Origin of the sequence: Paenibacillus arenosi (assembly GCF_014841135.1) — a bacterium.
GTDB classification, from domain to species: Bacteria; Bacillota; Bacilli; order Paenibacillales; family Paenibacillaceae; genus Paenibacillus_B; species Paenibacillus_B arenosi.
The window spans coordinates 53,177-79,170 of the sequence record NZ_JACYTN010000022.1 but is presented as its reverse complement, the minus strand read 5'-3'; the positions used below and the strand labels follow the sequence as shown (position 1 = coordinate 79,170).

The window sequence follows — 25,994 nt, the reverse complement described above, 5'->3', positions numbered from 1 at the left end:
AGGTACGTGAAGATGGGCGAGTTCGCTCACGTGCTGTGATGATTGCCGCTGGCATTAACGAAAAAGGTACTCGTGAAATTTTAGGCTTGCAGATTGGCGATACCGAGTCTGAAGCAAGCTGGGACGTCTTTTTCATGGAACTAAAACAGCGTGGCCTAGATGGTGTCGATCTCATTACTAGCGACCAACACGGTGGTTTGGTGAAGGCTGTACGGACTCACTTTCAGGGTGTGACGTGGCAACGATGCCAAACTCACTTTATGCGCAATATTCTGGATGCTTCACCAAAAGCCTTGCGCCCCGAGATTAAGGCCCATGCGCGTACTATCTTTGAAGCTGCCAACGAGCAAATCGGCCGAGAGTTGCTAGAAAAGACGATAGCCACTTTTATAGATAAGGCGCCCAAAGCCATGCAGGTTATGGAAGAAGGATTTGACGATGCTACAGCTGTCTTAGCCTTGCCTGCTGATGTACGAGTCCGAACCCGCACAACAAATGCAATTGAACGCCTGAATGGAGAGCTACGACGCAGAGAACGTGTTATTCGCATCTTTCCAAATCGAGACTCGGTACTACGTCTATTCGGAGCTCTACTCATGGAACAGGATGACAAATGGACGACAGGCAAAAAATACGTAGATCTCAATGCGTACCATACTTGGCGACGTCCTCAAACCAAATAGTAGATAAACCATTTTGACGACGAGGAATTTACACACAAATATGGACTTGACCCATTTTAGCGAGAATATCGGCAAAAATGCACTTATTTTTGCTTCATTCCCCCTTTTAGGGGCTTAATCGAGCAAAGTAACTGCATTTTTGTCTATAACTATCGAAAAATGACGTTTTCTAGTGAAAATAGCTGTACTTTTGTCCATATCATTTTTGGCACGCTAAAATAAACGACCGAACACGTAACAAATACAATCCATTTCACGTCTACGTTAGGATGAAGGAATCGCCTGCCTTTAACATTTGGAAAGATTGATAGTTTCGTTGATTGGCTCCTTGCCGCTTTTACTCAGGTGGTAAGGGGCTTTTTTCCGAAGTGTATTTCAAAGAAATAAGAAACCGGCCCCTCCATTGCAAAGGAGAGTCCGGCTAAAAGATAGTATGATTACGACTCACTATACATAGAACTCGGGAGAGAAAAGCTAGTAATATTAGTTACCTATTCTACAACTAAAGTTTGGGGAGAAGACAAGGTTACTCCATACGCATTTTCTAGTCTCACTTGAAAAACGTATGTTCCTGGATTGAACGTATACGGTCCTTCTGCTGCAGACTGCGAATTTTGGCCATTCTCAGTTAAATAACCTTGAAACATAAAGCAGTTAATACATGTTCCATTCTGATATAACTTCCAAGTGTCGGCATTGTTTCCGCTGGTGATGGAGAATCCGATTTTGTAACTCCCATTGCCTTGGGGCGAAATCGTTACAGCCGGAACAGCAGGCACTCCCACATAGTCACTTACACGTACACGAGACGCAGGCGCCTTAATTTGTGTTCCATTCGTCAGATGTGCGATGACAAAGTATTCGTAATTCCCCTTCTGCAATATCGTATCATCCGTACAAGTCGTTGTTGTTACGTTGTTACACACCTCTTTCGAGAACCAAGCGTAAAACAGTTCATGCCTCACCACTTTATAGTGGCTTACCGAGACACCAGGAGGTGCACTCCAACTAATTTTTACGTGATTTTTACCGTTTGCCCCCTTGCCCAAATTAACAGTAGTACTTGTAAACGAACCGTTTGCAACCACCGTGCTGCCTGTCATCAAAACAATTACCATCGCTAAAATGACCAACATCCTCTTCTTCATTACATGCCACCTTTCATAATTTTTTCAATAGCTAAGCACCTTTTCTTAGTAGTCCGATCAGATATTACAGCATAGCCTGATGAATGGCAATATATTGTAAATAGTGACAAAGGTCTTGAAAAAGCTAGCATTCATTGTTGCATATAAAAAGACACGGAATAAAAATTCCGCGTCTGTTAATCTAATATTTCACTTGCACTCATCAATGAAACTCTACCTGACTCTACCTGACTATCAACAGTTTACTCAGAAGCCATAGCAATTGCTTTTGTTTCATGAACAGTACCGAATGGATGCTCTGCCGGGGCATAAATCGTGTACACTTTAAGTGGTTTTCTACCTGTATTAATTATGTTATGCCACGTTCCAGCAGGAACCATGACGGCATAATCATCATTTACTCTGTGCTCAATCGTTAAGTTATCCTGTCTATCTCCCATCCGAACAAGTCCTTCACCCTCTTCAATGCGAATGAACTGATCCGTTCCCGGATGGACTTCTAAACCGATATCATCTCCAACATTAATGCTCATCAAAGCGACTTGCAGGTGTTTCCCTGTCCATAAAACCGTACGATAATTACGATTCTGCTCCGTAGCTTGATCGATATTCACGACAAATGGATTCGGGCCGTAGTCCTTCAACTGAATAAATCTATCGTATTCTTGCTGGTTATGGTTCCAATTATATTGATGAGGATACCAATTATAACTGGAATAATGGTTACTCCCATGGTTAGGCATGACTTGGCTGTGCCATTGATAGCTGTTGCATGACTTGCAGTATACATTCATACTCATGTTCATGTTCCTCTCATGAATGAATCGTTTACCTCCATCCTATGCAAGAGCCTATGTGTAGGTAACAAAAAGACAGCAGCCCAGTACTTTAGAAACAGTTCCCTCTTATATGCCATTCAATAATTTTTTCAACTTGACCTCTGCTACAAATAAATTTCTCAAATCTTCAACTAATTAATTTAAACGAATAAGCCCATCCTGCATAGGCAGCAACTTCTCTGGTTGCCTCCCCTACGCTACAAAAAAACAGACAATTTCTATTAAGAGTATCATTTTCTATTTATCCCATAATAAACGTATTGATATTATTGAATATAAAATCTATCTCATTATCTCTTTTCAATTTTAAATAATTTGTCTTGATCAGAAAGACGGAGAACAATATGTTCACTACTATTTAGCTCATTAGGTAATTTATCTTTTAAAATTGAAAACACCAACTGTATTTTATTATCTTTTGCGTACTTGCTTACTTTCTTAAGCTGATTTCCATGCATCAATTCTTTTTTATCATTAAGAACAAAATTCAAAAAAGGTAGCCCTTCTTTTCTGGCAAACAAAATATAAGCAATATCAAAACAAATTATCTCTCCTTGTTTTTTACCGGAACTTGTATTGGCGTTAAAACTTTCAAAATGGTAATAATTTTGTTTTGTCTTCCTATCTTCATTAATTTTAAACGATATACCATATTGTTCACCGTATAATTCATTGGAAACATCAGCAAAAATGCTATTAAAATCTTTCAACTTACTCTTTAATATTTCTTGAAACTCTTCAGAAAATCTGTCCCCGTCCAATAGTTCAATCTCTTCATTTAAATTTTTAATATTCGTTTCTACAGAATTTAGTTGCTCAATTCCACTTTCTAATTCCCCAACACGCTGATAAGATTTTGTCAGATCACTAATAATATCTTCTAAATCTTGAAATGTATCACTAGCTGAAATTTTAAATGACAGTTGTTTTTCTTTATCCAAAAGTTCCTTAAGATTTTTTTTGTGCTCCTCTATTACAGAACGTATCTTAGGAATATCTTGTGTTATAAATCTTATCTTTTCTAAAATCATTTTGTTATGATACTCTACAAGTTGTTCAAAAGTAGTCTGAATGTTATTTATATTTTTTTTCGCTATATTATAAATTTCTCGTAATTCCGGAAAATTGATATTTGACATATCTGATTTTAATTCCGCTTCTGTCTCAATCAAAAGTTGTTCCCGTACACTCAACTCACTTATTCTTGAACTAACATTACTTACTCTATATTTTAGATCATTTAACTCTTCTAGTTCCTGCTTATAATTTTCATTTATATTCAAATTACTTTTTCTTTTTTCTAAAGCAACAATATTATTCTTAACAATATCAAGTTGCAATTCCAGTTCGGTCTTTGAATGTTGTTTTTCTAGACGTTTCTTATAATCTTGCTCTCCCTTTAGCTTACTGTTTAATTGGGATCTATCTGAAACCGGCAGACCAAACATAAACAGATGCAATGTTTCATACTCAAAATTTGTTGAAAAATTACTTAGGACTCTTAGAGTTTTATTTACTTTATTTTCCTGATATCTAATGTAGTGTGCAACCACCTGACGAAAAGAGGGTTTAAGAACTTCTCTCTCCCCAATTAATAACTGATCAAGTTTTTTTTCAAAATCTTTCCCTTGGTTTTTCGGAAGTTTTTCACCATTAATTGACATTATTTTATTGTTTCTTTGCAAAAAATTCCTTTCTATAACAATCTCCCTAGATGATTCATCCATTAAATTCTCTTTTAATGTCAATGTAATTAGGACTTCTTTTCGTTCTAAGTAATTCTTAACGTGCTCTATTTCTTTTTTTGTTTCTGGATCAATATATATTTGCTCTGCATTCCCACCTAAGCAATAATCTACTAGTGCTAGTACGGTTGTTTTTCCAATATTATTACCGGTCTCAATGTCATTTTTCCCTATTGTTTCATCAACTATTAAATTTGCACCTAGATGAAACTCTATCTTTCGAATTATTTCCGAAAAAGAAGAAATACACAACTCTTTTAAGTACATATAGAAATTTGTCCTTTCTCATCTACTTTTACTGCTTCAATAAGGTACAACCAATCTAAGCAATATGAAAATACCTTTAAAGAAATATCATATTGTTCTTTTAATGATCGAAAAATCTTGACTATCTCATTATCTTCACTATTTTGAATTTCTTTTAAAACTAACGCTGAATAATAAAATATACTTGATTCAGGTTTTATATCATTAGGAAGCAACATGATTATACCCCTTAGGATTCTTAAAAATTTTACATCTAATAAAAGCATCTACAGTAATTATTTTTACACACATCTCAATAACATCTTCCTCGATATCATTTAAATTATTACTATCGATTATATATTCTTCGACTTTATTAATAATATTGAAGAATTTTTCAACGCTGCTAATATCATTATTGCACAACTCTTTTTCATAAAAAGATGTTAATTTTCTCAATACAGAAACTCTTTTGTTTCTACCCTCATGCTCAAATTCTTTGTATATTCTATCTAACTTGGAATAGTAGGGTATATATTCATTTATAGTTGTCTCTTTAATAATACTCAGTTCATTATAATCAATTTTTTCATCAATGTTATATAAGTTAAGATTAGTAGAAGTTCCACCCTCATCCAGATCCTCAACTGCTAACAAATTCACAATTGTAGCTAAGTTAGAAGTGATTTTACTTGGACTCGGTGCCCCTCCAAATTCTTTAATAAACAAATCATGTACGATACTATACGATCCGATTGTTAATTGTGATATTGATGTAATCAAGCTAACTTTATCTATTATGTCTTCTTGAGGTGAAAATGAAATCTTGTAAGGATTGAGAAAATCTTTATCTTTCAAATTTTTCGCTTCATCTGCAATAAAAAGAAACTTAATATTATAATTTTTAGTTGCATATTCAGACATTATTTCTTTGTTTAAAGTACTTTCTATTTTTTGTTTAGTAGCGGTTGAAGAAACTTGAATAACCATTTTATTTTCTTCATCAATCAAGTCTATTGCCTCAGTATTAGCACTAGATACGTTCGCTGACCTCAATTTATACCCGTAAATACAATTCAATAAATCTCTAAAAAATGTTTCTGCATGTATGTTTAAGTCCAATACATTTAGCTTACCGTTAGTTTTAATTCTATTCGCTAGTATCTCTAATCTCTCTGAAATTTCAGAGTAATACCGCTGTCTTTTCATTTACAATCTTTCCTCCTCATTGTACCTTAGAAAGCAACCAAACTCCTGATTATTTAAACCCATTCAAATCGTTATAATAATCCATTATAATGCTAAGAATGTCTGTCTGATAGGAAAATTTCACCTTAAAAATCAAAACTTCTTAATCTCTACGATTCTATTAAACTAGTACATACAGTAGTTTGAAGAATCAAACTACTGTATGTACTAGTTTCGTTGTATTACTCTTTTAAGCTACTTAATATATTTCAGTTATATCCGTGTACATCAAAGAAGGACGGCACCCCTGCCGTCCTTCTTTGATGTATATATTAGGAAATTAATCATTTTTAATCATCTATGCAGAGTAATCCACAATCTCGTTTACTTCGTGTATTCACAAACGAGATTAACACCTACATGTTTTTGTTTAAATCCAAGCTGCCCCTTATCGACTACCTTCTGAATATTATCGAAAGCGTTTAGGAACTTTCTTTTTGGTTTGTCTTTTTGTACTTCGACTGGGCCTACTGCCTTTGCAATTTCGACCGCTTTATCATGGAGTGGCGTATAGGAAGTTGCTACCGTGTAAATAAAATTGTTCATCGAGAAATTCGTTCTTTCAGGAACATCGTGAATCGTATTTTTCACCGTTTCAAGTTCTTACCGCATTTAACACAGCCTTCCCCTACGATCATTCTACATGCAACGGATAGCCTTTCGTTGTAATTTTATCCACGATTCCACTAGTCCTCTCAAGTAGTTTTTGAGTTATCTAATCAATATCCTGCGTTGAGCAAAGGGCTATTCCTACTTTCGAAACATCGACGAACTCACCTCTATGGTTCTGAAGTTAATACATTATAAAGATAATTTTTAAACAAAAAAGAGAGGTAGCGAACCCCTCTTTACTATTCCGCTTAGACATCTTGAGAACAAGTCTACGCGGAATTTAACACTTTATTACTTACTACAAGCACCCAACACCTTCTTTATTACTTGTATCCAATCTTCTCGTAGTTCTTTGGTGATCGCTTCTTGGTAAACTTTTTTCCTATTTTCCGACATCTCTTTTGGCAAATCTCCCTGCATACTCCCCAGAGTCTTCACATCTTGTTTAGTAAGCGGACGACTCCGAGAATGTATATGTTCCTTGTAGGTAGCAGCATCCATACGCATGACATGTATATCCCCTAATAACTCCAGATTCATTTTTATTTGTATCCCTGGGAGGTCAAAGTCACCGGAGTAAAAAATTGTACAATTCGGATTCGTCTCTATACATTTAACAATAAAATATTTAGCCGCATCACGTGCCTGACCTGAAATACATACGAGAATCGGAAAATTGTCGGGAATTTGTTCAAGCGTAACCCCGCTTGCCTCTAAAAAATGAATAGTTTCATATACTAGAAACATAAACACAGATGGATTCTCAAAAACGTATAGGTTTGCAGGTTTAAACCAATTCGAGTTGTCATGCAACTCACTCAAGTTTAATGTTCTAGCTGCTGTTCCATAATGTTCGTTAGGTATAAACACATGTACAAACGAGCTTATTTCATCAGCTGTAATTCCTGCAACCTGATAAATAAATCTACGTTTCATGAAATCGTGAACCAACAGATGATCATTACCTATCCTTTGACCATTTTTTAACTCCTGAGTATAGATGTCATCCAAAGCCTGCCATAACAATCTCCCGGAAGGAAACCCCATGTCAAAAGCATGTGGATCCCCCTCTGTAATAAATTGTGCGAATATTGGAAGCTGTACATAGGGGGCGTTGACGCTTAACTCTGCTAGCATATGGTCGGTTTCAACATATAGATACCACAGTGCTTTTAAGCAATAAAATAGCATTTCAACAGAATTCGCATTCGTTCGCATTGCATACTGGACAATTCTATAGCCGGATGCCTTACCGTCATATAGCCTTTGAAGCCAATTAAATGTTTTACTCTCCAATATTGGATTTGAAACACTAAAACCCATACGCTTCTCAAAGAGACTGCTAGCATGCTCAAATACTGTGTGCCAAGCTTGCTCCTGCAATTGCCGTCGCTCTGCATTAGTTACCAAAGGCGCGCCATGCAACAATTCATACAACTCAGGTAGATCCAAATTATATCCCTTTGCAATTTCCTCAGCAAACACTTTCATAGGAAGCTCAATTATGGAGCCTGGTCGAATTAATCGTTCTAATCGACTGCCAAAAAACTCTTGTAGCCTTAAAGCTTCATCACTTGATACCACTTCAATGTTAATCTTTCCGCGCACTCCATTTTGACCTCTATATTTCTTAAATGCGGCTTCTAACAAACCGTTCAGCATCGGATCACTATAATAGTGTTTCGCCGACTTCCTTGTTTTTGTCTCCACTACTTAAACGCCTCACTTATTCTCACTACCGAAATCACTTTTCAATAAGTGTTCGCTTCTTCCCATCCCAACGATAATGGAATAATGTAATTACATTTGAATCTTTAGGTCGGTGAATCTCATAGATTGCTAAGCGGGGAACAGATTCATAACATCCCCAGAGCACTTGAGAGGTCATCATATAATCGAAGCCCATGTCAGTCAGTAACAAAAACATATCGCGAATGTTAGCATCATCGACGCCAGCAAATGCTTCATCCAATGATATAATCTTAGGCGCATCTCCACTTGCATCGCTATATCGGGAATAAGTAGCAGCCAGCAACGGAATATACATGGACATTGCTTTTTCTCCACCGCTCAATACATTAAACTTATCGTCTTTTAATTCCTTATAGGCAAGCTTATCACCTTTGCGGTAAAGCAATGTGAATTTAAACCAAGTACGGTAATCGAGTAAAGTATAAATATGTTCACGGAAAGTCCCTTGCTCTTCCTCTGCATTTTGTTTAGCCAGCAGAATTCGATTCCGGAAATGGGTGATAACTTCCTGGACCTTGGTGTCATCTAAACGATGTGAATCCTCTAACAATAATTCCACCAATGTTTCCATCCCCAGATCAGACTCCGTTTCTCCTGTCTTTGCTGTCCATTGCAAAGATAGCTGCAGACCGCTTGATGTATCCCGTTGATTCATAAGATCATTCATTTGTCTAACCCAATCTTTGGCCCTGTGAATCCTAAGTCGAATCGCCCGACCAACACTGCGTAAAATGATCTCCTCATACAATTCTCGATCTTTTTCCGTCAGAAGCATCTGTTGCTCTTGCTCCAAAGCTCGCGCTTCTTCCAACAACTGCGTTAGGGATAATGGATTCAAACGATCCCGCTTAGACGTAATTATCACTCTATCGGATTCAAGATACTCGCGCTCCAAAACATAATCTATTAAAGAACCACGTGTTACCGAAAGAGTCTCCTGAAGATCATGTAAAACACGATCCTTTGTTACATGCAGAAATGCTGTCTCGTATTCTTTTACTATTTGCTTGCACAACTTACGAGTTTCATTCTCGTCCTCCTTGTGAGTAGTAAACTCCCCCCGTTGCGGAATAAAGGAATATTCAAGCTCCGTACGCCATAATTCCAAGACTCCACCTAATCGGGTTTCACATTGATGGAATTCTTTGTATTTGAACTCCAACTTCACTTTCGCTTCCGCTAAAATGCTCCCAAGTTGCTCTTTCTCTCCCCTTAAATTGTCCATTGTTTTGTTTAAATTACTCTTTAACTTTTTAAGAAACTGAATTTGTAAATAAACGGCTTCAATATCCATTTCCTGAATAAGCTTCAACAGTTGTTCGGTTTGCGCCGCATATTTACGTTCACGTCCCTCAGACTCCCGCCGTTCTTCATAGTCGTCCTCTAGTAACATTAAAAGGTCCTCTTGCCTCTCTTCATAGCTGGCATGACTACGAGTCATTTCTTGCACACGTATTAAAATGGAAGACAACTCTGAAACTAGATTCCCATAAGCTCCACAAATTTCAATAGCTTCGCTAATCGCCTTCTCCTGTTTTAAACCTGACCACGCCTCCGTTAGTTCAATCAGTTTCAGTTGAATTTCTTTCTTAACCGCCACCTTTTCTTTATACCAAGCTTCCACTTTCTGCTCGTGCTTCACCACCTCAGCAAGTCGATAAGAAATCTGTAATAGCGCCTCCATATGGAATTGAACATCTCCATCTTTAGGAAATTTATTCAGTTCATTTCGTAATTGCTGCTGTTGCTCTCCATTTACTTGCAGGTCGTTTTCAACCTCTTCAATCTGCTCTAAAAAACTCTGTTTTTCAGACTGCAATCGCTCTATTTCAAGCTGCTTTGTAAGCAAACGCGTCTCTGCACCAATGTATTCCGCCCTGCTTTTTGATAAATTCCTGCCCATCAAAGGACCTAGGCGGAAGCTACCCTTTCCGTTAACATGCGCATTGTTATTTAAAAGCGTATTATTTATTTCTCCCTGTGACCATTCAATACTACTCAGCACCAATTGAATATCCTCAAGAGATAACCCACTATTATGGGGAGGAGTTCCATACAGCACATCAGCAAGCGTACTTCCATGCACAGGGTTAGACTCAAACCAAATCTCCTCAGTATTTTCTTGGTACCATAGCGCGAGCTTTCCACCTGGAACTATCCATGCATCTAAAAGACCAGCCTGCACTAACGTTTCTTCCAACTGCGCTCTATCAGTTTCAGAAAGACAAGAATGAAATTCACATGCTGTATAGAGCGGAGCTCCCATTTCTGTACCTCTTTGTTGTCGAGAGAGAAGCCGTTCGGTCGTTCTAGCCGGCTCTGGTTCTCTTGAAGCCTGCCATTGTTGCAATTCTTGCTCGATTCGCTTGCACTCTTCATTCAGCAACTCCTGTCGCTGCTGTAGTTTTATCTGTTGTCCAATTAAATCATGACTCTGATGTTCAAAAGCTTGGATGACCGGATGGCGAACCAAATCGTATTGACGTTCTAGTGGTGTAAGCATAGATATAGCCCGCAAACATTCCCGTACCTGTTCGCTTTCCAATGTTAATTGATTCAGTTGCTCATACCAACGCAGCACATCCTCTCTTAAGAGCTGTTTAATCCTGTCTAATTCGTCCTCTTCAATCGAATATTGTTCTTCTAACAAATTCCGCTCTTTATGAACTTCACCCAATTGAACTTCAGTATCGACAACGGCTTTCGCAGCTTCATTCGCCTGTCTTGCCACCTCTAAAGCTGCAATTAATGCTTTTTTATGGTTGTCGAGGTCTTTTTTCCAGCTAGCAATACAACGTTTATCTTCTTGCACGCCACGCTGCCATAGACCATGATAAATGTCATGCTCACGAAATTCCATCATCCGAGCATAATCTTCAAGCTCCTCAATAATTTGAAGCTGTGTATCTGATAGTTCAGACAATTTCCGATTTAATAACAAGATTTCATTCTGGATCTTTTCAGAAGTTTTAGTATTAATGTTTATCCGCTCGCCAATGCCCTTTAGCTGTTTTCTCATATCTTTTAACTGTCCTTCTGATACCTCCAGTTCTCTTTGCTTCTCCATTACTTCGCTTCTATTTAGAACCTCAAGCTCCATTTCGGCTTTTTCTAGTTGCTGGCGATTATGCTCTAAGTCAAGTACAGTATCCGCTTCTGCTTGCTCGGCTTCTTTTTTTTGAACCTCTAAGGTATGAATCTCCTGTGACAGATCATCCTTTACTCTCAACAATTCCAATAAACGTTTAGCATACATATGGAGCAAAAAATTACAATAGCGTTCATATTGACCATGCAGCTTCTCGATTTCTGTGCGATGTAATTGCAATTCTTCCAAACGATCTGTAATATGATCCATATCCTCTAGAACATCTGTGAGCGGATTCAAGTCGGCGTCATGCAATGGTGGTAAAGCTCGGGTCAAAATTTCATACATAGACGAAGGTTTAAAATCTTTCGATAACTTGGGGCTACGCAATTCCAAAAGTAGTTTCAATAAATCCTGATAGGACTCTACGTCTTGAAAACCAAAAAGAGCTTTATTGACCATATCTCGATAGGCTCTTTGCTCCTGTACAACCTCACCGTTCTCCCCAAGCATTTCCTCCAGCCTTTTTCGATTCAAAGGTGTTTTTGTTCCTTGTGTCAACCAAAGATCACGATCATACAACCAGCAGTCATAATTAATTCTGCGACCATCATCCAGTAAAAAACCCCAAAAGCCAATTTGTGTTACTCCCCGACGTGCTCGTAAACCAATACCGATCGTTTTATACAGTTTTTTTTCTGTATGATAAAACTCTAGCCACAAATATCCTGTTCTATCTGTATGTCCTTCTTCAGCATCACCCAACAAATAGAACTCCAATCGACGATCACGAGAGCCAAATGGATCTAAACGTTGTGGTCTCTTATCTCCATCTAATACAAGCGGAAGAAAGCTTTGCATCGTAACCGACTTGCCGGAACCGTTTGTCCCTCTTAAAATAATTCGCCCTTCTTCAAGACAAAATTCTTCCTCATCATAATGCCAAAAATTCAAAATTCCTGCCCGGTTCATCTGCCAACGTGACGTATGCTTATCCGTGTCAACGTCCACATCCGCTACGGTATCTAGCAGCATAAAGCTCCCCCTCATATTTCTATTTCAGTCGGGCCATACTTAGCTGTCCAACGTCCAGTAATGGCATAAAGCACATATAAGCCGTCTTCTCCCCACTCGCCAAATCCCCACTCCGTCAAATGATCGCATACTTCTGTTGCTAATTCAGGGGACTTCATTTTACTGTAATCATTTATCCAATATTTTTTATAAACTTGTTGCAGTTGGATTAATATCCGCTCAATCTCGCCTTTAATTAGATGGATAGTGCCATCTCGCTCCACACTTATACCAGAATCAGCAGTATTCGCTTCATTACGGACGACACCACATACTAACAGGGCGATATCAGAAATTGATGATAATGTAGGAAATAGCTCCGCCTCCGCAATAAGTTCCGACTCAAAAAAAACGATGCCTTCGCGATACCTACTGCCTTCCCAGCCAAACATCGTTTTGATTTGTGTTAATATATTTTTTCGTTGTCCGTGGAAATATAACATGTCGCCGCGCCAAAACCGATCATGCACTACCGGCTCTAGTAGATACCGACGATAGAGGTGATGTTTTCGACGCCGATTTTGTTCTTCTTGTTCCGTACCATAATCTAAAGTTTCGCACAGTTCATCCATTACCGTATATTCGGTAAGTGCCTTGGGAAAGTTGCGTAATACGTACCGAGAATAGGAAGTACACTCATATAACACATCACTAGTATTAGAGTCACTTTGCGCCCAACGTGATTCTTGACCATCAACGGCCTTCACAACGCCCATACTTTTCAGTTTTTTTAAAGCTCTCGCCATTGACAAACGATGGAAGTAATTTTTCCAATTTACTTCCATCGTTTGTTCTGACATATATTCTCGAATTTCTTTAACTAGGGTGGTTAATAAAAACTGCTCTTGCTCTAGTTTACTTTCCAAAAACCATAATGCATACGTAAATAGAGCATAGTCGAGCGGTTCACGAAATTCGCGAAATCCCATCCATGGATAAGCTACTACAGGCGCTTTGTCCAGTTTGGCTAGTTTGGCATTTACAAGCAAAGAATAACCTGTGAAATCCATAAACCATTGCTTTAACTCAGGCTGTTTCTCTTTAATCCAATAATATAGTTGCGGATCATGCTCCTTTGTAATCCAAGGACGATTTAACAACGCGTTCATACATGCGATTTTGCGATTCTCATGCTCTGCTTTGTCAACAAGATTCGTTCGCCGTCTTTTCTCACGATTCGGCTTACCTATTCTTATCTTTTCCACTTTCCCCATCCTTTGTTACTCAAGATCATTAGCCTCTTCTATCCAGTGAATCATCTCGTTCCAAGCTTCTCGATTGGAAATTTCAAACTGAAATTCATAGTTCAACAACTCCAGTTCTCCATCCTCGCATCGTAAGGCTGTCCTCTCTTTATTAGATGGCTGCTTTAACTGGATTCTAATTCCTTCTGGCGTATAAAAAAACGATTTAGCGGCAGCTGTACATAAGCCAATCCATTGCAAAATTTGCAGGCGTTCTGATACAGACACAATATCGAACTCTGACATTCGAATTACTCTTTTTTCTACCATTTGAATTACAAAACAGAGCTCTTGTTTATGACGTTGAATGTACTTTTGCCTTAATTCCGCTTTCTTTGCCGATTTATCAATAACTGACTCCGTATCCAAACGCTCATTCTTCTTACGGCTCCGCGACCGTAATGTAATCACATTCGGCGGTTCATGCCACATTGACATCTCTGAGCTATCCGATTCTCGATTATCATGTCCTTGCAAATGTCGCGTTGGAAAAAGTCCAAATGCATAAGCGGCAAGATTGTGTGCGGAATTCGTATCCTCACTTCGATAAAACCACTGACCCAAATAGTCAAGTTCTTTTCGTCTACTGGTCGTTGAACGTTTGCGCTCCTGAATACGGATCGCACTACGCACCATTCTAACAACAGCTTCCTTAGAAGCTACTTCTAATAGCACAAGCTCGCTTGTCGAACCGACTTCACCAATAAACCACCTTTTTAAAATATCCCACTTCTCCAACAGCTCATATAAATATTGCTCTTGTGTTACCGTTTCTTCCAACTTAGGAATTCGCCATTCATCTTCAACCACAGCCTGAAGGAATAAATCCCTTACCCCCGTTGTAATTTTCTCCAGATTACCTTCAATTTTAAACGAACGCCGCTGAAGCGCTTGCACGAAGTCCTTTAAATACTGCGTAATGGAATCCTTATAGAATAAGAATGCATCCGTGGCGATCAGTTCTTCCGCTTTATTCGTTTGCAGGCTTGCTATATAGTCTACAGATGCCTCATGGAGCCTCTGAAACGCGTTGTACAGATTATTCCATAACTCGATTGCTTGTCCCTGTTTGTATCTACCTGAATGTTGTCGTATATCGAATAACATATCCGCAATCCGGTCAAAAAGTGTTGGCTCCAGTGAACCTCCGTATCCGTGGACATGTTCTAAACTTTCCAGTAAACGTTCAATCTCAATAGAATAAGGGGTCATCAAATATTGATATTTCTTTCGCAAATACTCTTCTACAGTAAGGGATCTGCCTCCATCATGACGAGAGCTTAAATTTCCCCACTCTACTAATTGATCCAGATCTATCTGACACTGCTCTAACGTGTAATTTGTATGCAACTTCCATAACATCACCCCTTCAAAAATTTGCTCTGGTTTCAGCCAATAATTGAGCTTTTGGTATTGTTCATATAAAAATCGCATGATCGCACGATAACGAGTTACATTCTCGGCATTTACATATTTAAGCTCTGTGACACCACGTATCGAATTTAAGCTAGGAATTTTACTCAAGCGAACCTCCGAGAAAATAAGAAATAGGGTAGCGCAGATTGGTGATATTAAGAATTTTTAGAATGTAATGACTGCAGCCACTCAATCAAAACAGCCTGTGCTTTAAATTCTTTGTTCAAATTACAATACATTATTCCATTAAGATCAGACGGGATTTTCTCCTGGCCACGCCGACAAATAATTGTTCTATCTCTACCCAATTGTGAAAAAAAGAGTCCGAACTCCAGAACAACATTGTCCCTCGGTTGCAATGAATAATCATTCCTGTACCATAACTTGTCATCTTCATTAAAAATCAATATTGCTGCATCTACGTTCAAGCTAATATTGCGCAAAATATCAAGCGCATAATTCCCTAACGGAAACAAACCCAACTTGTTCCAGGGAATGGGCTCATGGCTTTCTTCTTCAATTATCATTGCTATTTGCCTCAAATCTGCTAGCGATTGCTGTGAGTTCGAGCTACCAATAAAAATTTTCATCTACCACGTGCCCCTTCCAATCCACTCCAATACTTTTAATTCCAAATTTTAACTCATCATATCGTAAAAACAATCCATCCGTCTAGCATACAGAGAATTGACAGTTTAATTTTAGAAGTTAATTGTTGCCTTTTTACTAAAGAGAAATTAAACTTCAAATATCAAATATAGACTGGAGAAAATAGCTATGGACGAGCTGCTTCATATAGAATTTTTGTTAGAAAGGTGCATACAACACAAAAGCCTCCCCGAATTGAGGAAGTTACGTATGTTTCTCCTAAATACGCTCAAGCAAGTAGATCACTTGATTGAACAACAAGACCCCAAATCTCGTGGCCCTCATAAACGCTGCCCTAAGTGCCAATCCAGCAATGTTAGAAAGCATGGAGCCACTCCGTTAGCACGAATTTATTGTTTGGATTGCAGCAAAGCTTATGCTGTACATAGGCAACCTCTTTATTATAGAAGAAAACATCCCGACACTATCCTTGACCTCATAGTTGAAATACACAGTACGAACAAGAACGCCACCGAAATTATTCAACACTTGAAGATATCATCAAAAACCTATTACCTATGGAGAAAAGAGCTCATCTCCGTTTTCCCGCAGCTAGAACCTAAATTCAAAAACAGACGAAAAAAGTAGCCTTTCTTTAGATTATCACCCTATTTTCAACTCATTTTTGGATCAATTTTTGATTATCTCAACTTTTTGAGTATCCACAACTAAGGAAAATTTATCATACGTAAATATGTCGAAAATCTTATTTAAACTCTCCTTTTTGAAAGAATAATTTACTTCTTTTACTCAACTTGCTGACGTATTATTGAAACAAAAAAAGCCCGCTGCACCCTGATAATACTTTTACTGAGACAATAATATCTGATCATAGCGATTTTGATCGCTCGTTAAAGAATTGGAGCTGTATCCAAAGTTTATTTAATCTTCAGCCACCTACACATAATATAAAGACGCTTTCACCACCACTTATTCAGCGATAGTAAAAGCGTCTCGTAGTTAATTAGATACTGATTCACTTGTTTTAACAGTCCAATCAAAAATAACATCATTTAAACTTTTTGAACTGTAAATAAAACACACTCCAAATGTGTTTTATTTACATAGTATACCTTTACCCCATTTCAAATTTTATACAGTATTCTGGTCCCCTTGACCAGATACATCACGACAAAGAATATCAATAGTCGGGATATCCGCTGGAGCCCAGTGTAGATTTCTAATATCATTTCGTGCAATCCATTCAAGCTTCTCATGTTCAGTTGCTACTGGTACACCGCAAATAATTTTTGCCTCATATGTAATCAATCTAACTTTAATCGCTGGGTACTCGTGTACAATATCAGTGATAAACTCCCCAACCTCTATATCACACAGTAGTTCTTCTTTAATTTCCCTTACCAGTGCGGCCTGATGGTCTTCACCTGGCTCAATTTTCCCTCCTGGAAACTCCCAGTATCCTGGCATCGACATTTTCATAGATCGAAGTGCACAAAGAATCTCTTCACGCTCATTAATGATGACAGCCCCTACAACATCGACTTGTTTCATTTCGTATTCCTTCCTTTAGCAGCACTTATAAGTTTGGAAATATCATCTGGCGAGTCAAGAATATGCATTTTCCGATGACAGTTAGGACATAAAGCTACGGTATTATCGACAGAATCATCTCCTCCTCTTGCCAACCAAACAATATGATGTGTCTCCAAGTATGGTTCTCCCTGTTTATTTTCAAACGGAGCTCGGTGATCACATAATTGACAAACTCCCTTGGCACATCGCTTCACATACTCTGCAACATAGATATCACGTTCAAAGGTTGTTGTGACAACTTGCTTTCTAGCAACTTTTTTACTAGCGGTTTCAGCTCGCATCCTCAAGTTCTGATCAGTCATACGTTTTGCTTTTTTCTCTCGAACAACTAGTGCTTCATAAATTAAGGTTTTCGATGGTTCATAGACAAATCCCTCGTCTTTCAATTTCACGGGGAATACCCAGACATTTCTCATATTCCCCTTTTCATCAGCTTGTTGTTCCTGATATGGATTATGTGCAAGCTCAACTCTTCCTCTATATACGTATTCCCGTAGCTTGAATACTTCAAATAAGTATACCTCTACACCGTTTTGATTTGATTCAGCCAATGTTTTATTTTGCATAAAGGTATAGCTTTGATCATCGCGTTTCCCCATACCCGTATAATGCAGTACATCATCGATCCATCGGTCATCATATAGCGATTTCACGTGATTCGATACAATTACTAAGGAATTAGTCTCCTTGGATCTTCTCATCCCACCTTGGGGTGAACATTTAAATATTTTTCGTAATTCATCATTATCTAGGACGTCACCAGGTTCGAGTCCATGCCATCTTGTTGACATATTTTCACCATCCGTATGTAGCAATTATCTCGTCGTAGTTGTACATACTCCTAATCATAAAGCTAAAAGTTGTCACGTTTCCATGAAATAACTGGATATCCCTGTAACACGTTCTTTTATCTGATCGTGAAAAAACCTCTCGAACTATGCCGAGAGGTTTAATTATTGTTGATGGGTACTTATATATTTAGCAAGTATCGTACAACTATTTAATTGCTATAGTAAGCCCGTTATAACCATTTACGAACCATGGATACACGTACACACTCCATATAACTCTTTTGCTTTATCTAGTAACCAACGAGATTAACACCTTACATGTTTACGTTTAAATCCAACCTGCCCTTTATCCACTGCCTTTTGAATATTATCAGACGCGTTGATAAACTTGCTTTTGGCTTTGTCTGTTTGAACTTCGACCGGGCCTACTGCCTTCCCAGTTTCAACCGCCAAATCGTGAAGCGGCGTGTAGGAAGTTGCTACGGTGAATAGAAAATTATTCATCGAGTATTTCGTTCGATCAGGAGCATCATGAATCGTATTTTTCACCGTTTCAAGCATATTAGCGATTTTACTTTCCGAAAATTCATGATCTTTACGATTTCCCAAAAGCCAACAATAGCAGCTCCATCCTGCTGACATCTTTAGCTCTTCATCGCTTGTGATCCAATCATCTGCAACCTCTTGTGCAATATCCGCTTCTGCTAGCGTAACGGCAACCACATAGTCGGACAGCATATAGAAATATGCCGTATCCATCCAACGATCAAAATCCGCCTTCATCATTGCTTTTGGATCTGCAATTACACCCGCAAAGTACATAGCATCGTAATTCCCAGTGACATAAAGCTGCTCAGCCAATTCCTGATTGATCTTGATCTTCTTCGCGATTGGCTTCATATGGCCTGTAGCCACACCAAAAAGCGGCTCGTGAGCACCGCTCGACATATATATTTTCTTCGTTCGTTCTTTACCGAGCGCTTCAAGCTCTTGCATCACCGTTTCAAAATTCATCGTATATCACTTCTTTCCTTGATAGGTTTCTATTAATTATAACCATGGATTTTATGACCCATGCGATTCTTACGCTGCTTTCCTATTATACAAAAAGGCACCCCTAGCCTGCACCTTTGTGAAGTAGTCAGACTGGGGCTACTTTTTAAATTACAGCTCTTTACTCGAAATTTTATATGTAAGGTTCATAATCATTTTCATATGATATTTTCGTCTCTTCATATCTCGGAATGTCCTAAAAAGTTGGTTTTTTCTTCATCCAAATATAATACAATTTCATCATTACAACTTTTTTCACAGAATCCATATACTCCATACCAAAATAGCCAATGTCGCACATTTACATATATTGTATTAGCCATATCCCATCATCTCCTACTTCATTTTGATTCTCAACTATATATAAATTGAAGTTAGCACTTCATATATGAGAAACTATGGAAGAGGCCATAATTCTTGTTAAGGCTAATCCATTTATCAGCAAGCATATTAAATAACTTATCGGATAACTAGTAACCTAATTTCACACTATTAGAGGTGTTAAACCATGGATAATCAAGAGTTGAACAAACATTTAGTTGATATCGTCCAAAAATATGGATCAAAATGGAACGTCATTGAAGATCGCATTTATGAGCAGTTTACACAAGAAGAAGCTGAATTAAGAGAAAAATATACAGGTGATGAATATCATTATGTAACACGAACAGATTGGCACGAAGAATTCTCGGGACTAATCAGTCCTATTTTTATTGAATATTGCACCGACAAAAAGAGGGTGTATGGCGGTACAAGCAGACAGAGCTTTGGTTTCCCGGTGAAATTCAATGGGATAGAGCACGCTATTGAAACAAATGTTGAACTAAAGAATAGAAACCGTGCAGAAGTTTATATCAAAACAGAAACTAACTTTGATGATGAATATCTGTTTGTGTTATTAAGAAAAGCCGATAAGTGGAAAATTGATAACTATAAGAATAGGCGTTACGGCAATGAAAAGTGGAATACTTGCATACTCTGAATTACATACTAAAAGCAAAATCCCTAACCCATTATAAATATGGTTAGGGATTTATATTTTATTAGGCAGGATTGATCAGGCCCAACCTTACGTGTAAGTGCCCAATTCCCCATGCAGCATAGATCGCATCACATCCAAGTCAATCTATTACTACTTGAAGGGCTACGCCCATCTTTACCCTTTGCCCTATTTATACCTTTAGCGAACCGCGGAATCCCCTAGCCGCATAATACGAATCTGCTCCATTATGGTACACAAAGACCGTGTCATAGCGTCGATCACAAAAAATAGCCCCACCAAGCTTTCTAATTTGATCAGGTGTTTGTACCCAGCTCGATGTTTTCAAATCGAAATTCCCAAGCTTCTGCAGCTCTCGGTATTGATCTTCTGTTAACAGCTCAACGCCCATGCCAGCAGCCATATCAATCGCGTTATTTTCTGGTTTATGCTGTTTTCTCGACTCCAGTGCTTCAAGATCGTAACAAATACTTCTGCGACCTTTAGGGCTTTCTTTTGAACAATCATAGAAGGTGTATTCACCCGACTGTGTATCATAACCAACAACATCCGGTTCGCCCTCGGTCTTCTCCATTTCATAGAGCGACCACAGTTTGTCAGGATTAGCTTCGAGCTTCGCTTGAACGTTTGCCCATTCAAGGTCTGAATGACGGTCCATATTTTTATCAAATCGGGCTTTTAATACTTTGAGTAGTTCTTCCCGTTGTTCTAATGGTAACTCCTTGTTGCTGGTATTGTTGCTCCCTGCCATGTTAGATTCTCCCTTGTTTTATAACATATATATATCAACTTATTCTGACCGTTGCGCCAACTTCGCAAACGCTTCGTTTATGATCTTCATTCGATCTCCCACTTTTTTCGCAGCCGCGTCTAACGTATATCCATCATCTAAGAGTTCCTTGACTAAGATTATTTTTTTCACGTTTAAATAATCATACTTTCGAGTTGTTCCTTCGGCTTCTTGTGATGAATTGATAATCCCTTTTTCTTCCCAATACCTGATTTGTCTCGTAGGGACACCTGTAATTTCAGATACTTCACCAATTCCAACAACTAATTTACTCAACAAATCGAAATCCAATAGATTTTTCAACTCTTCATTTGAGCTCATGTGATCACCTTCAGTAATTAAATGGATTTGAAATCATTTTACTGCATATGAAGAATGGCTACAACAGCACGATAAATATTGACAACGAGCGTTATTAAATTGCAATCTTAGACAAAGTTGAACGTAGTCTTTTTAAGAAATCAGATTATCTATGAATCAAGAAAACATGATAATAGCATCACAACAAAACAAGCCGCCAACGTAACATTGGCGACTTTCTCATCGAACTAATCATAATCATAAAAGCTTGCAAAATGATGTAAATCTCCGTGGTAGCGGTAGCTCTAATTTTTGCCCTTCGGCCTCACGCTCTCCATCATGTACCCTGTGCGGAAACCTATCCACTAGCTGAACCTGAATCTTTACGTTCCTCCACCACAAATTCATCGAGCAGCGCACGTGCTCCACTTGTTGACTTCGCGTTCATTAAGCTATTTCTTAATTCACCTGCTCCTCGGAATCCACGAACATAGATTTTGAAGAAACGCGTGAGAGCGCTGAACGAACGTGGAATCAGTGCTGAATAATGATCATGGAGATCCAGATGCAGCCGCAGCAGGTCTAGCAATTCATCACTGCTGTGCTCCTTCGGCTCCTTCTCAAAAGCAAACGGATTCTGGAAAATACCGCGTCCAATCATAACTCCATCTATACCGTATTGTTCAGCAAGCTTCAAGCCAGTCTGACGGTCAGGAATATCCCCGTTAATGGTTAAAAGGGTATCTGGTGCCACCTCGTCTCGAAGTTTCTTAATCTCGGGAATTAGTTCCCAGTGAGCGTCTACTTTGCTCATTTCCTCTCTTGTCCGCAGATGAATGGACAAATTAACAATATCCTGCTTCAGAATATGGGTTAACCAGTCGCGCCATTCGTCTACTTCAGTGAAGCCGAGCCTTGTTTTTACGCTGACGGGCAATCCTCCAGCTTTGGCAGCCTGGATAATATCCGCTGCAACTTGGGGACGGCAGATTAGACCGCTTCCCTTCCCATTCTCTGCGACATTCGCTACGGGACAACCCATATTGATATCGATGCCTTTAAACCCTGCTTTCGCCATGCCGATACTCATTTGACGGAAGAATTCCGGCTTATCTCCCCAGATATGAGCTACAATGGGCTGTTCATCCGCTGTAAAAGTCAAACGTCCGCGCACACTATGGTTCCCCTCCGGGTGGCAATAGCTCTCTGTATTCGCAAACTCCGTAAAAAACACATCCGGTCTGGCTGCTTCACTTACAACATGGCGAAACACAACATCCGTCACATCTTCCATGGGTGCCAGTACAAAAAAAGGTCGTGGTAGATCACGCCAAAAATTATCCATTATATCAAATACCTCTCTATACAATTTACGCGGCTAACCATTTATCCGACGATCATATTGATCTCTTCCAACTTTTCATCAAAAGAAATCGTCAGATCTTTGCTGTCCAAGTACCAAAGATTATCTTCTTCCATATAAAAATGAATGCCCTCTACCGTATGGGTAAGTCCGGGACTTGTAGGTTCATCCTTCGTAACACCAAGTGATAATCCAGGGCACACACTTCCGCAACCACCCATCTTTACGAAAATCCGCAAGTTGTCACCGTCTACTAACTCCATCTGCTCTTTGTACCAACGTGCCGCCATTGTTTCTACTACTAATTTCATCTCTCTCAACTCCTTGCTCTATTTCTGTTTCTTCTATTGTAACCCGATTGTACCATTATAAATGACAAATAGAGAAACAAAGCAACTTCTTGGCCATTTCCTAAAACAACCTTGCAGAATCGCTAGGAACAAGAGAAGCAAGTTGGGTTCGTAAACTCTACGGAGCGTTTATTGAAAGAGATACTTAGAATTGGTACTCTTCATGTACAGGAGGCGAACCCTATGGATTGCAGTAAAGTCGGAAGAGAAGCAGTTATTCGCTAGGTTACAAAGTAGAATTAGTTGAAGATTGCCATAGTACGTATCATTCCGATGTGTTAACCGCCGAGCAAATAATAGCCCATCATAATGAGATCCTTGCCCCATTTTCTACCCTTGTTCGCACAAATGACGTCCAATTTTAGAAGCCGACTTACGTTGGACGAACCACATAACCTTTTAGATTACAAATCACCCTCTGTATGAAGCGACCGACACCTTTACACTTAGTAATTTTGTCTTATCTAACCACAACACTCCATATGAATGAGGTGTCGGTCACTGTACGCTAAGCCTCTTCTTATTATTCAATGACTTTTCTAACTTACAATTCTCCAAATATATGATACTATCTCCGCATCAAATGTGAAAACTTTCACGGATAATAAGTGAATGCTTTCGCTATGAGGAGGATGGCTATGAGGACTGAGCAACTACTGTTAATCGGAAATGGCATGGCAGGCGTAAGAACGATTGAAGCAATCTTAGAACGCAACTCCACCAAATATGAAATCACGATTGTCGGCGAAGAGCCATACACCAACTACAATCGCATTATGTTATCCCACGTATTGCAGAACAAGATGACGGTCGATGAGATTATTACCCACCCCATGCAATGGTACAAAGACAATGACATTCAGCTAATCCACCACGATCCTGCGGCACGAATAGATACAGACAACAAACGAGTAATAACTGCAAGTGGAGTATGTATACCGTATAACAAATGTATTATAGCAACAGGCTCAAGATCGTTTATTTTACCCATTGAGGGTGCACAGCTTCAAGGAGTGGTAGGCTTCCGAACGATTGACGATACGATGCAAATGATAGAGCAGGCGAAAAGCTGCAAACGAGCAGCCGTCATTGGCGGAGGATTGTTAGGCCTTGAAGCAGCCAAAGGTTTAATCGATCAAGGCATGGAAGTAACCGTTGTACATTTGGAAAAATGGTTAATGGAAACCCAACTCAATGAGCAAGCAGGACAATTGCTGAAAAAGGATTTGGAACAGCAAGGCATCCAATTTTTAATGGAGAAAAAGACAGCTCGCATACGAGGCACTACAAAAGTAGAAGCACTTGAATTTAGTGACGGTACTGTTCTTGAAGCAGATTTGGTTGTAATGTCCGTTGGCATTAGACCCGTAACTGGGATGGCCAAAGAAGCGGGTCTGCATGTTGAACGTGGGATTGTTGTCGATGACTTTATGGCGACGAGTGCTGAGGGTGTCTACGCTGTAGGCGAATGCGCCGAGCATAATCAGATGACATACGGACTTGTGGCTCCACTTTATGAACAGGCAAACGTATTGGCAGATGTTTTGACAGGTCGAGTAACAGAAGGCTATCGCGGCAGCACCGTCTCCACTTCTTTGAAAGTATCGGGTTGTGATCTTTTTTCAGCAGGAATTATCCATGAGCGTGATGATATAAAAGCGATCGAAGCCTATAATGGCTTGGCTAATAGCTATAAGAAGCTGTTTATTCAAAATAATAAAGTGGTTGGCATCGTGCTTTATGGGGATACGACAGAGGAAAATCGATATTACAAAATGCTGCGAGATAAGGTGGATATTACGACACTGAATCCTGTGACACTACTCGCTTCAGCGTGTGGCGAGGCAAGCATAAGTGTTGCGAATTGGGATGATGCAGATACCGTGTGCGGCTGTAATGGGGTGACGAAAGGTACCATTGTTCAGGCGATTCATACGCAGCAATTAACATCTGTTGCGGAAGTTACACGCTGCACCAAGGCGGGCAATTCCTGTGGCAAATGTAAATCTACCATCAGCGAACTATTAACGCATGTGATCGGAGATAAAGTGACAGCAGCCCCTACGGGGATATGTGCATGTACGCATTTAACGAGAGACGAAATTGTACTACAGATCCATGAAAAAGGCTTAACGACAACGAAAGAGGTATTTCAAGCGCTCCATTTCCGTAACGCTGAGGGATGCTCCAAGTGTCGTCCTGCCATCAATTTTTACCTTCATGTTACCTTCCCCAGAGAACATACAGATGAAAAAGAATCTCGCTTTGTTAATGAACGTATGCATGGCAACATCCAAAAGGATGGTCGCTTCTCTGTCATTCCGAGAATGAGAGGCGGACAAACAACAGCACAACAATTGTTGAAAATCGCACAGGTTGCAGACAAATATAAGGTTCCACTTGTTAAAATAACAGGCAGTCAACGGATTGGCTTATTTGGTGTAAAGAAGGAAGATCTGCCTGATATGTGGGAGGAGCTAGATATGACATCTGCCTCCGCCTATGCCAAAGCAGTACGCTCGGTCAAAACTTGTGTCGGTGCTAATTTTTGTAGGTTTGGTACGCAGGATTCCATGGGGCTGGGCATTAAACTAGAGGAACGCTTCGAATATATTGATACACCTCATAAATTTAAAATGGGCATTTCCGCTTGCCCTCGCAGCTGCGTCGAGAGTGGAGTGAAAGATTTCGGGGTCATAGGCTTGGAGAACGGCTTCCAAATCTTTATCGGAGGAAATGGTGGAACCGAAATAAAAGAGGCACAGCTGCTAACAACGGTCGAGACGGAGCAGGAGGTAATTGATCTCTGTGGAGCGATGATTCAATACTACCGCAAAACGGGAATTTATACGGAACGTACTGCACCATGGGTGGAAAGACTTGGGTTCGAGCACATTAAATCCGTCCTGCTAGACCAAGAGCAGTGCAATAGTTTGCTTGCAGAGCTGGAAGAAGCCGTCGCTGGCAAACGCAATGATCCTTGGACAACGATTCGTGAGAATGAAAGCATGGAAAAAGAACTCTTTACTGTAGGGAGAGGATAACTATGG

The 25,994-nt window shown here is 39.3% G+C and carries 20 protein-coding genes and 1 pseudogene; 3 read left to right on the top strand and 18 right to left on the bottom strand.

What is annotated here, in order from left to right; translation table 11 throughout:
* Positions 1-683, top strand: a 683-nt coding sequence (locus IFO66_RS19355) for an IS256 family transposase (protein ID WP_192026740.1), incomplete at its 5' end; no start/stop codon positions are given.
* Between the two features lie 491 nt (positions 684-1,174).
* Here the strand turns inward: IFO66_RS19355 and IFO66_RS19350 are convergent.
* The 14 genes and pseudogenes from IFO66_RS19350 to IFO66_RS19285 all read right to left on the bottom strand — a co-directional run bounded on the left by IFO66_RS19350 (position 1,175) and on the right by IFO66_RS19285 (position 19,102).
* Positions 1,175-1,831, bottom strand: coding sequence for an early set domain-containing protein (locus tag IFO66_RS19350; protein WP_192026739.1), 657 nt, complete (start codon positions 1,829-1,831; stop codon positions 1,175-1,177).
* Positions 1,832-2,073: 242 nt separating this feature from the next.
* Positions 2,074-2,625, bottom strand: coding sequence for a cupin domain-containing protein (locus IFO66_RS19345; RefSeq protein ID WP_192026748.1), 552 nt, complete (start codon positions 2,623-2,625; stop codon positions 2,074-2,076).
* Positions 2,626-2,960: 335 nt separating this feature from the next.
* Positions 2,961-4,682: a DUF2326 domain-containing protein gene (locus IFO66_RS19340; protein ID WP_192026738.1), complete on the bottom strand. Its 1,722-nt coding sequence runs from the start codon at positions 4,680-4,682 to the stop codon at positions 2,961-2,963.
* Positions 4,673-4,900, bottom strand: coding sequence for an ABC-three component system middle component 6 (locus IFO66_RS19335; RefSeq protein WP_192026737.1), 228 nt, complete (start codon positions 4,898-4,900; stop codon positions 4,673-4,675). Before IFO66_RS19335 ends, IFO66_RS19340 begins: the two co-directional genes overlap by 10 nt.
* The gene (locus IFO66_RS19330; protein WP_192026736.1) at positions 4,887-5,870 is read right to left on the bottom strand and encodes an ABC-three component system protein; all 984 of its coding nucleotides are present in this window, start codon (positions 5,868-5,870) and stop codon (positions 4,887-4,889) included. Before IFO66_RS19330 ends, IFO66_RS19335 begins: the two co-directional genes overlap by 14 nt.
* A gap of 363 nt (positions 5,871-6,233) precedes the next feature.
* A pseudogene (locus IFO66_RS19325) lies at positions 6,234-6,509 on the bottom strand (hypothetical protein); the annotation flags it as partial.
* A 303-nt stretch (positions 6,510-6,812) separates the two neighbouring features.
* Positions 6,813-8,231, bottom strand: coding sequence for a TIGR02679 domain-containing protein (locus tag IFO66_RS19320; protein ID WP_192026735.1), 1,419 nt, complete (start codon positions 8,229-8,231; stop codon positions 6,813-6,815).
* 34 nt (positions 8,232-8,265) lie between these two features.
* On the bottom strand, positions 8,266-12,396 hold the full coding sequence (locus IFO66_RS19315) for a TIGR02680 family protein (RefSeq protein WP_192026734.1): 4,131 nt from the start codon (positions 12,394-12,396) through the stop codon (positions 8,266-8,268).
* An 11-nt stretch (positions 12,397-12,407) separates the two neighbouring features.
* A complete protein-coding gene (locus IFO66_RS19310; protein ID WP_337913411.1) occupies positions 12,408-13,640 on the bottom strand; it encodes a TIGR02678 family protein in 1,233 nt (410 codons plus the stop codon).
* Between the two features lie 15 nt (positions 13,641-13,655).
* On the bottom strand, positions 13,656-15,203 hold the full coding sequence (locus tag IFO66_RS19305) for a TIGR02677 family protein (RefSeq protein ID WP_192026733.1): 1,548 nt from the start codon (positions 15,201-15,203) through the stop codon (positions 13,656-13,658).
* Positions 15,204-15,250: 47 nt separating this feature from the next.
* A complete protein-coding gene (locus IFO66_RS19300) occupies positions 15,251-15,685 on the bottom strand; it encodes a nucleotide-binding protein (RefSeq protein WP_192026732.1) in 435 nt (144 codons plus the stop codon).
* Between the two features lie 1,150 nt (positions 15,686-16,835).
* Positions 16,836-17,255 (bottom strand): (deoxy)nucleoside triphosphate pyrophosphohydrolase, encoded by a 420-nt coding sequence (locus IFO66_RS19295; protein WP_192026731.1) that lies wholly within the window; start codon positions 17,253-17,255, stop codon positions 16,836-16,838.
* Positions 17,252-18,088 (bottom strand): HNH endonuclease signature motif containing protein, encoded by an 837-nt coding sequence (locus tag IFO66_RS19290; RefSeq protein WP_192026730.1) that lies wholly within the window; start codon positions 18,086-18,088, stop codon positions 17,252-17,254. Before IFO66_RS19290 ends, IFO66_RS19295 begins: the two co-directional genes overlap by 4 nt.
* Before the next feature lie 306 nt (positions 18,089-18,394).
* A complete protein-coding gene (locus IFO66_RS19285) occupies positions 18,395-19,102 on the bottom strand; it encodes a DNA alkylation repair protein (RefSeq protein WP_192026729.1) in 708 nt (235 codons plus the stop codon).
* A gap of 547 nt (positions 19,103-19,649) precedes the next feature.
* Between IFO66_RS19285 and IFO66_RS19280 the strand changes: the two genes are divergently transcribed.
* Positions 19,650-20,123, top strand: coding sequence for an NTF2 fold immunity protein (locus IFO66_RS19280; protein WP_192026728.1), 474 nt, complete (start codon positions 19,650-19,652; stop codon positions 20,121-20,123).
* Between the two features lie 190 nt (positions 20,124-20,313).
* On the opposite strand, the gene IFO66_RS19275 is transcribed toward IFO66_RS19280, so the two are convergent.
* From IFO66_RS19275 to IFO66_RS19260, 4 genes are all read right to left on the bottom strand, one after another.
* On the bottom strand, positions 20,314-20,892 hold the full coding sequence (locus IFO66_RS19275) for a DUF4256 domain-containing protein (protein WP_192026727.1): 579 nt from the start codon (positions 20,890-20,892) through the stop codon (positions 20,314-20,316).
* Positions 20,893-20,931: 39 nt separating this feature from the next.
* Complete coding sequence (locus IFO66_RS19270) at positions 20,932-21,252, bottom strand: MerR family transcriptional regulator (RefSeq protein ID WP_192026726.1); 321 nt, start codon at positions 21,250-21,252, stop codon at positions 20,932-20,934.
* A gap of 337 nt (positions 21,253-21,589) precedes the next feature.
* On the bottom strand, positions 21,590-22,579 hold the full coding sequence (locus tag IFO66_RS19265) for a tRNA-dihydrouridine synthase (RefSeq protein ID WP_192026746.1): 990 nt from the start codon (positions 22,577-22,579) through the stop codon (positions 21,590-21,592).
* Positions 22,580-22,617: 38 nt separating this feature from the next.
* Complete coding sequence (locus IFO66_RS19260) at positions 22,618-22,905, bottom strand: HesB/YadR/YfhF family protein (protein WP_192026725.1); 288 nt, start codon at positions 22,903-22,905, stop codon at positions 22,618-22,620.
* Between the two features lie 677 nt (positions 22,906-23,582).
* Between IFO66_RS19260 and nirB the strand changes: the two genes are divergently transcribed.
* Positions 23,583-25,988 carry a nitrite reductase large subunit NirB gene (gene nirB / locus IFO66_RS19255; RefSeq protein WP_192026724.1) on the top strand — a complete coding sequence of 802 codons (2,406 nt, stop codon included), beginning with the start codon at positions 23,583-23,585 and terminating at the stop codon, positions 25,986-25,988.
* Positions 25,989-25,994 lie beyond the last annotated feature (6 nt).

Bases quoted from the DNA above. Each gene is read 5' to 3' on its own strand.
- IFO66_RS19350 (WP_192026739.1), bottom strand. From the start codon at position 1,831: ATGAAGAAGAGGATGTTGGTCATTTTAGCGATGGTAATTGTTTTGATG.
- IFO66_RS19345 (WP_192026748.1), bottom strand. From the start codon at position 2,625: ATGAATGTATACTGCAAGTCATGCAACAGCTATCAATGGCACAGCCAA.
- IFO66_RS19340 (WP_192026738.1), bottom strand. From the start codon at position 4,682: ATGTACTTAAAAGAGTTGTGTATTTCTTCTTTTTCGGAAATAATTCGA.
- IFO66_RS19335 (WP_192026737.1), bottom strand. From the start codon at position 4,900: ATGTTGCTTCCTAATGATATAAAACCTGAATCAAGTATATTTTATTAT.
- IFO66_RS19330 (WP_192026736.1), bottom strand. From the start codon at position 5,870: ATGAAAAGACAGCGGTATTACTCTGAAATTTCAGAGAGATTAGAGATA.
- IFO66_RS19315 (WP_192026734.1), bottom strand. From the start codon at position 12,396: ATGCTGCTAGATACCGTAGCGGATGTGGACGTTGACACGGATAAGCAT.
- IFO66_RS19300 (WP_192026732.1), bottom strand. From the start codon at position 15,685: ATGAAAATTTTTATTGGTAGCTCGAACTCACAGCAATCGCTAGCAGAT.
- IFO66_RS19295 (WP_192026731.1), bottom strand. From the start codon at position 17,255: ATGAAACAAGTCGATGTTGTAGGGGCTGTCATCATTAATGAGCGTGAA.
- IFO66_RS19290 (WP_192026730.1), bottom strand. From the start codon at position 18,088: ATGTCAACAAGATGGCATGGACTCGAACCTGGTGACGTCCTAGATAAT.
- IFO66_RS19285 (WP_192026729.1), bottom strand. From the start codon at position 19,102: ATGAATTTTGAAACGGTGATGCAAGAGCTTGAAGCGCTCGGTAAAGAA.
- IFO66_RS19280 (WP_192026728.1), top strand. From the start codon at position 19,650: ATGGATAATCAAGAGTTGAACAAACATTTAGTTGATATCGTCCAAAAA.
- IFO66_RS19275 (WP_192026727.1), bottom strand. From the start codon at position 20,892: ATGGCAGGGAGCAACAATACCAGCAACAAGGAGTTACCATTAGAACAA.
- IFO66_RS19270 (WP_192026726.1), bottom strand. From the start codon at position 21,252: ATGAGCTCAAATGAAGAGTTGAAAAATCTATTGGATTTCGATTTGTTG.
- IFO66_RS19260 (WP_192026725.1), bottom strand. From the start codon at position 22,905: ATGAAATTAGTAGTAGAAACAATGGCGGCACGTTGGTACAAAGAGCAG.
- nirB (WP_192026724.1), top strand. From the start codon at position 23,583: ATGAGGACTGAGCAACTACTGTTAATCGGAAATGGCATGGCAGGCGTA.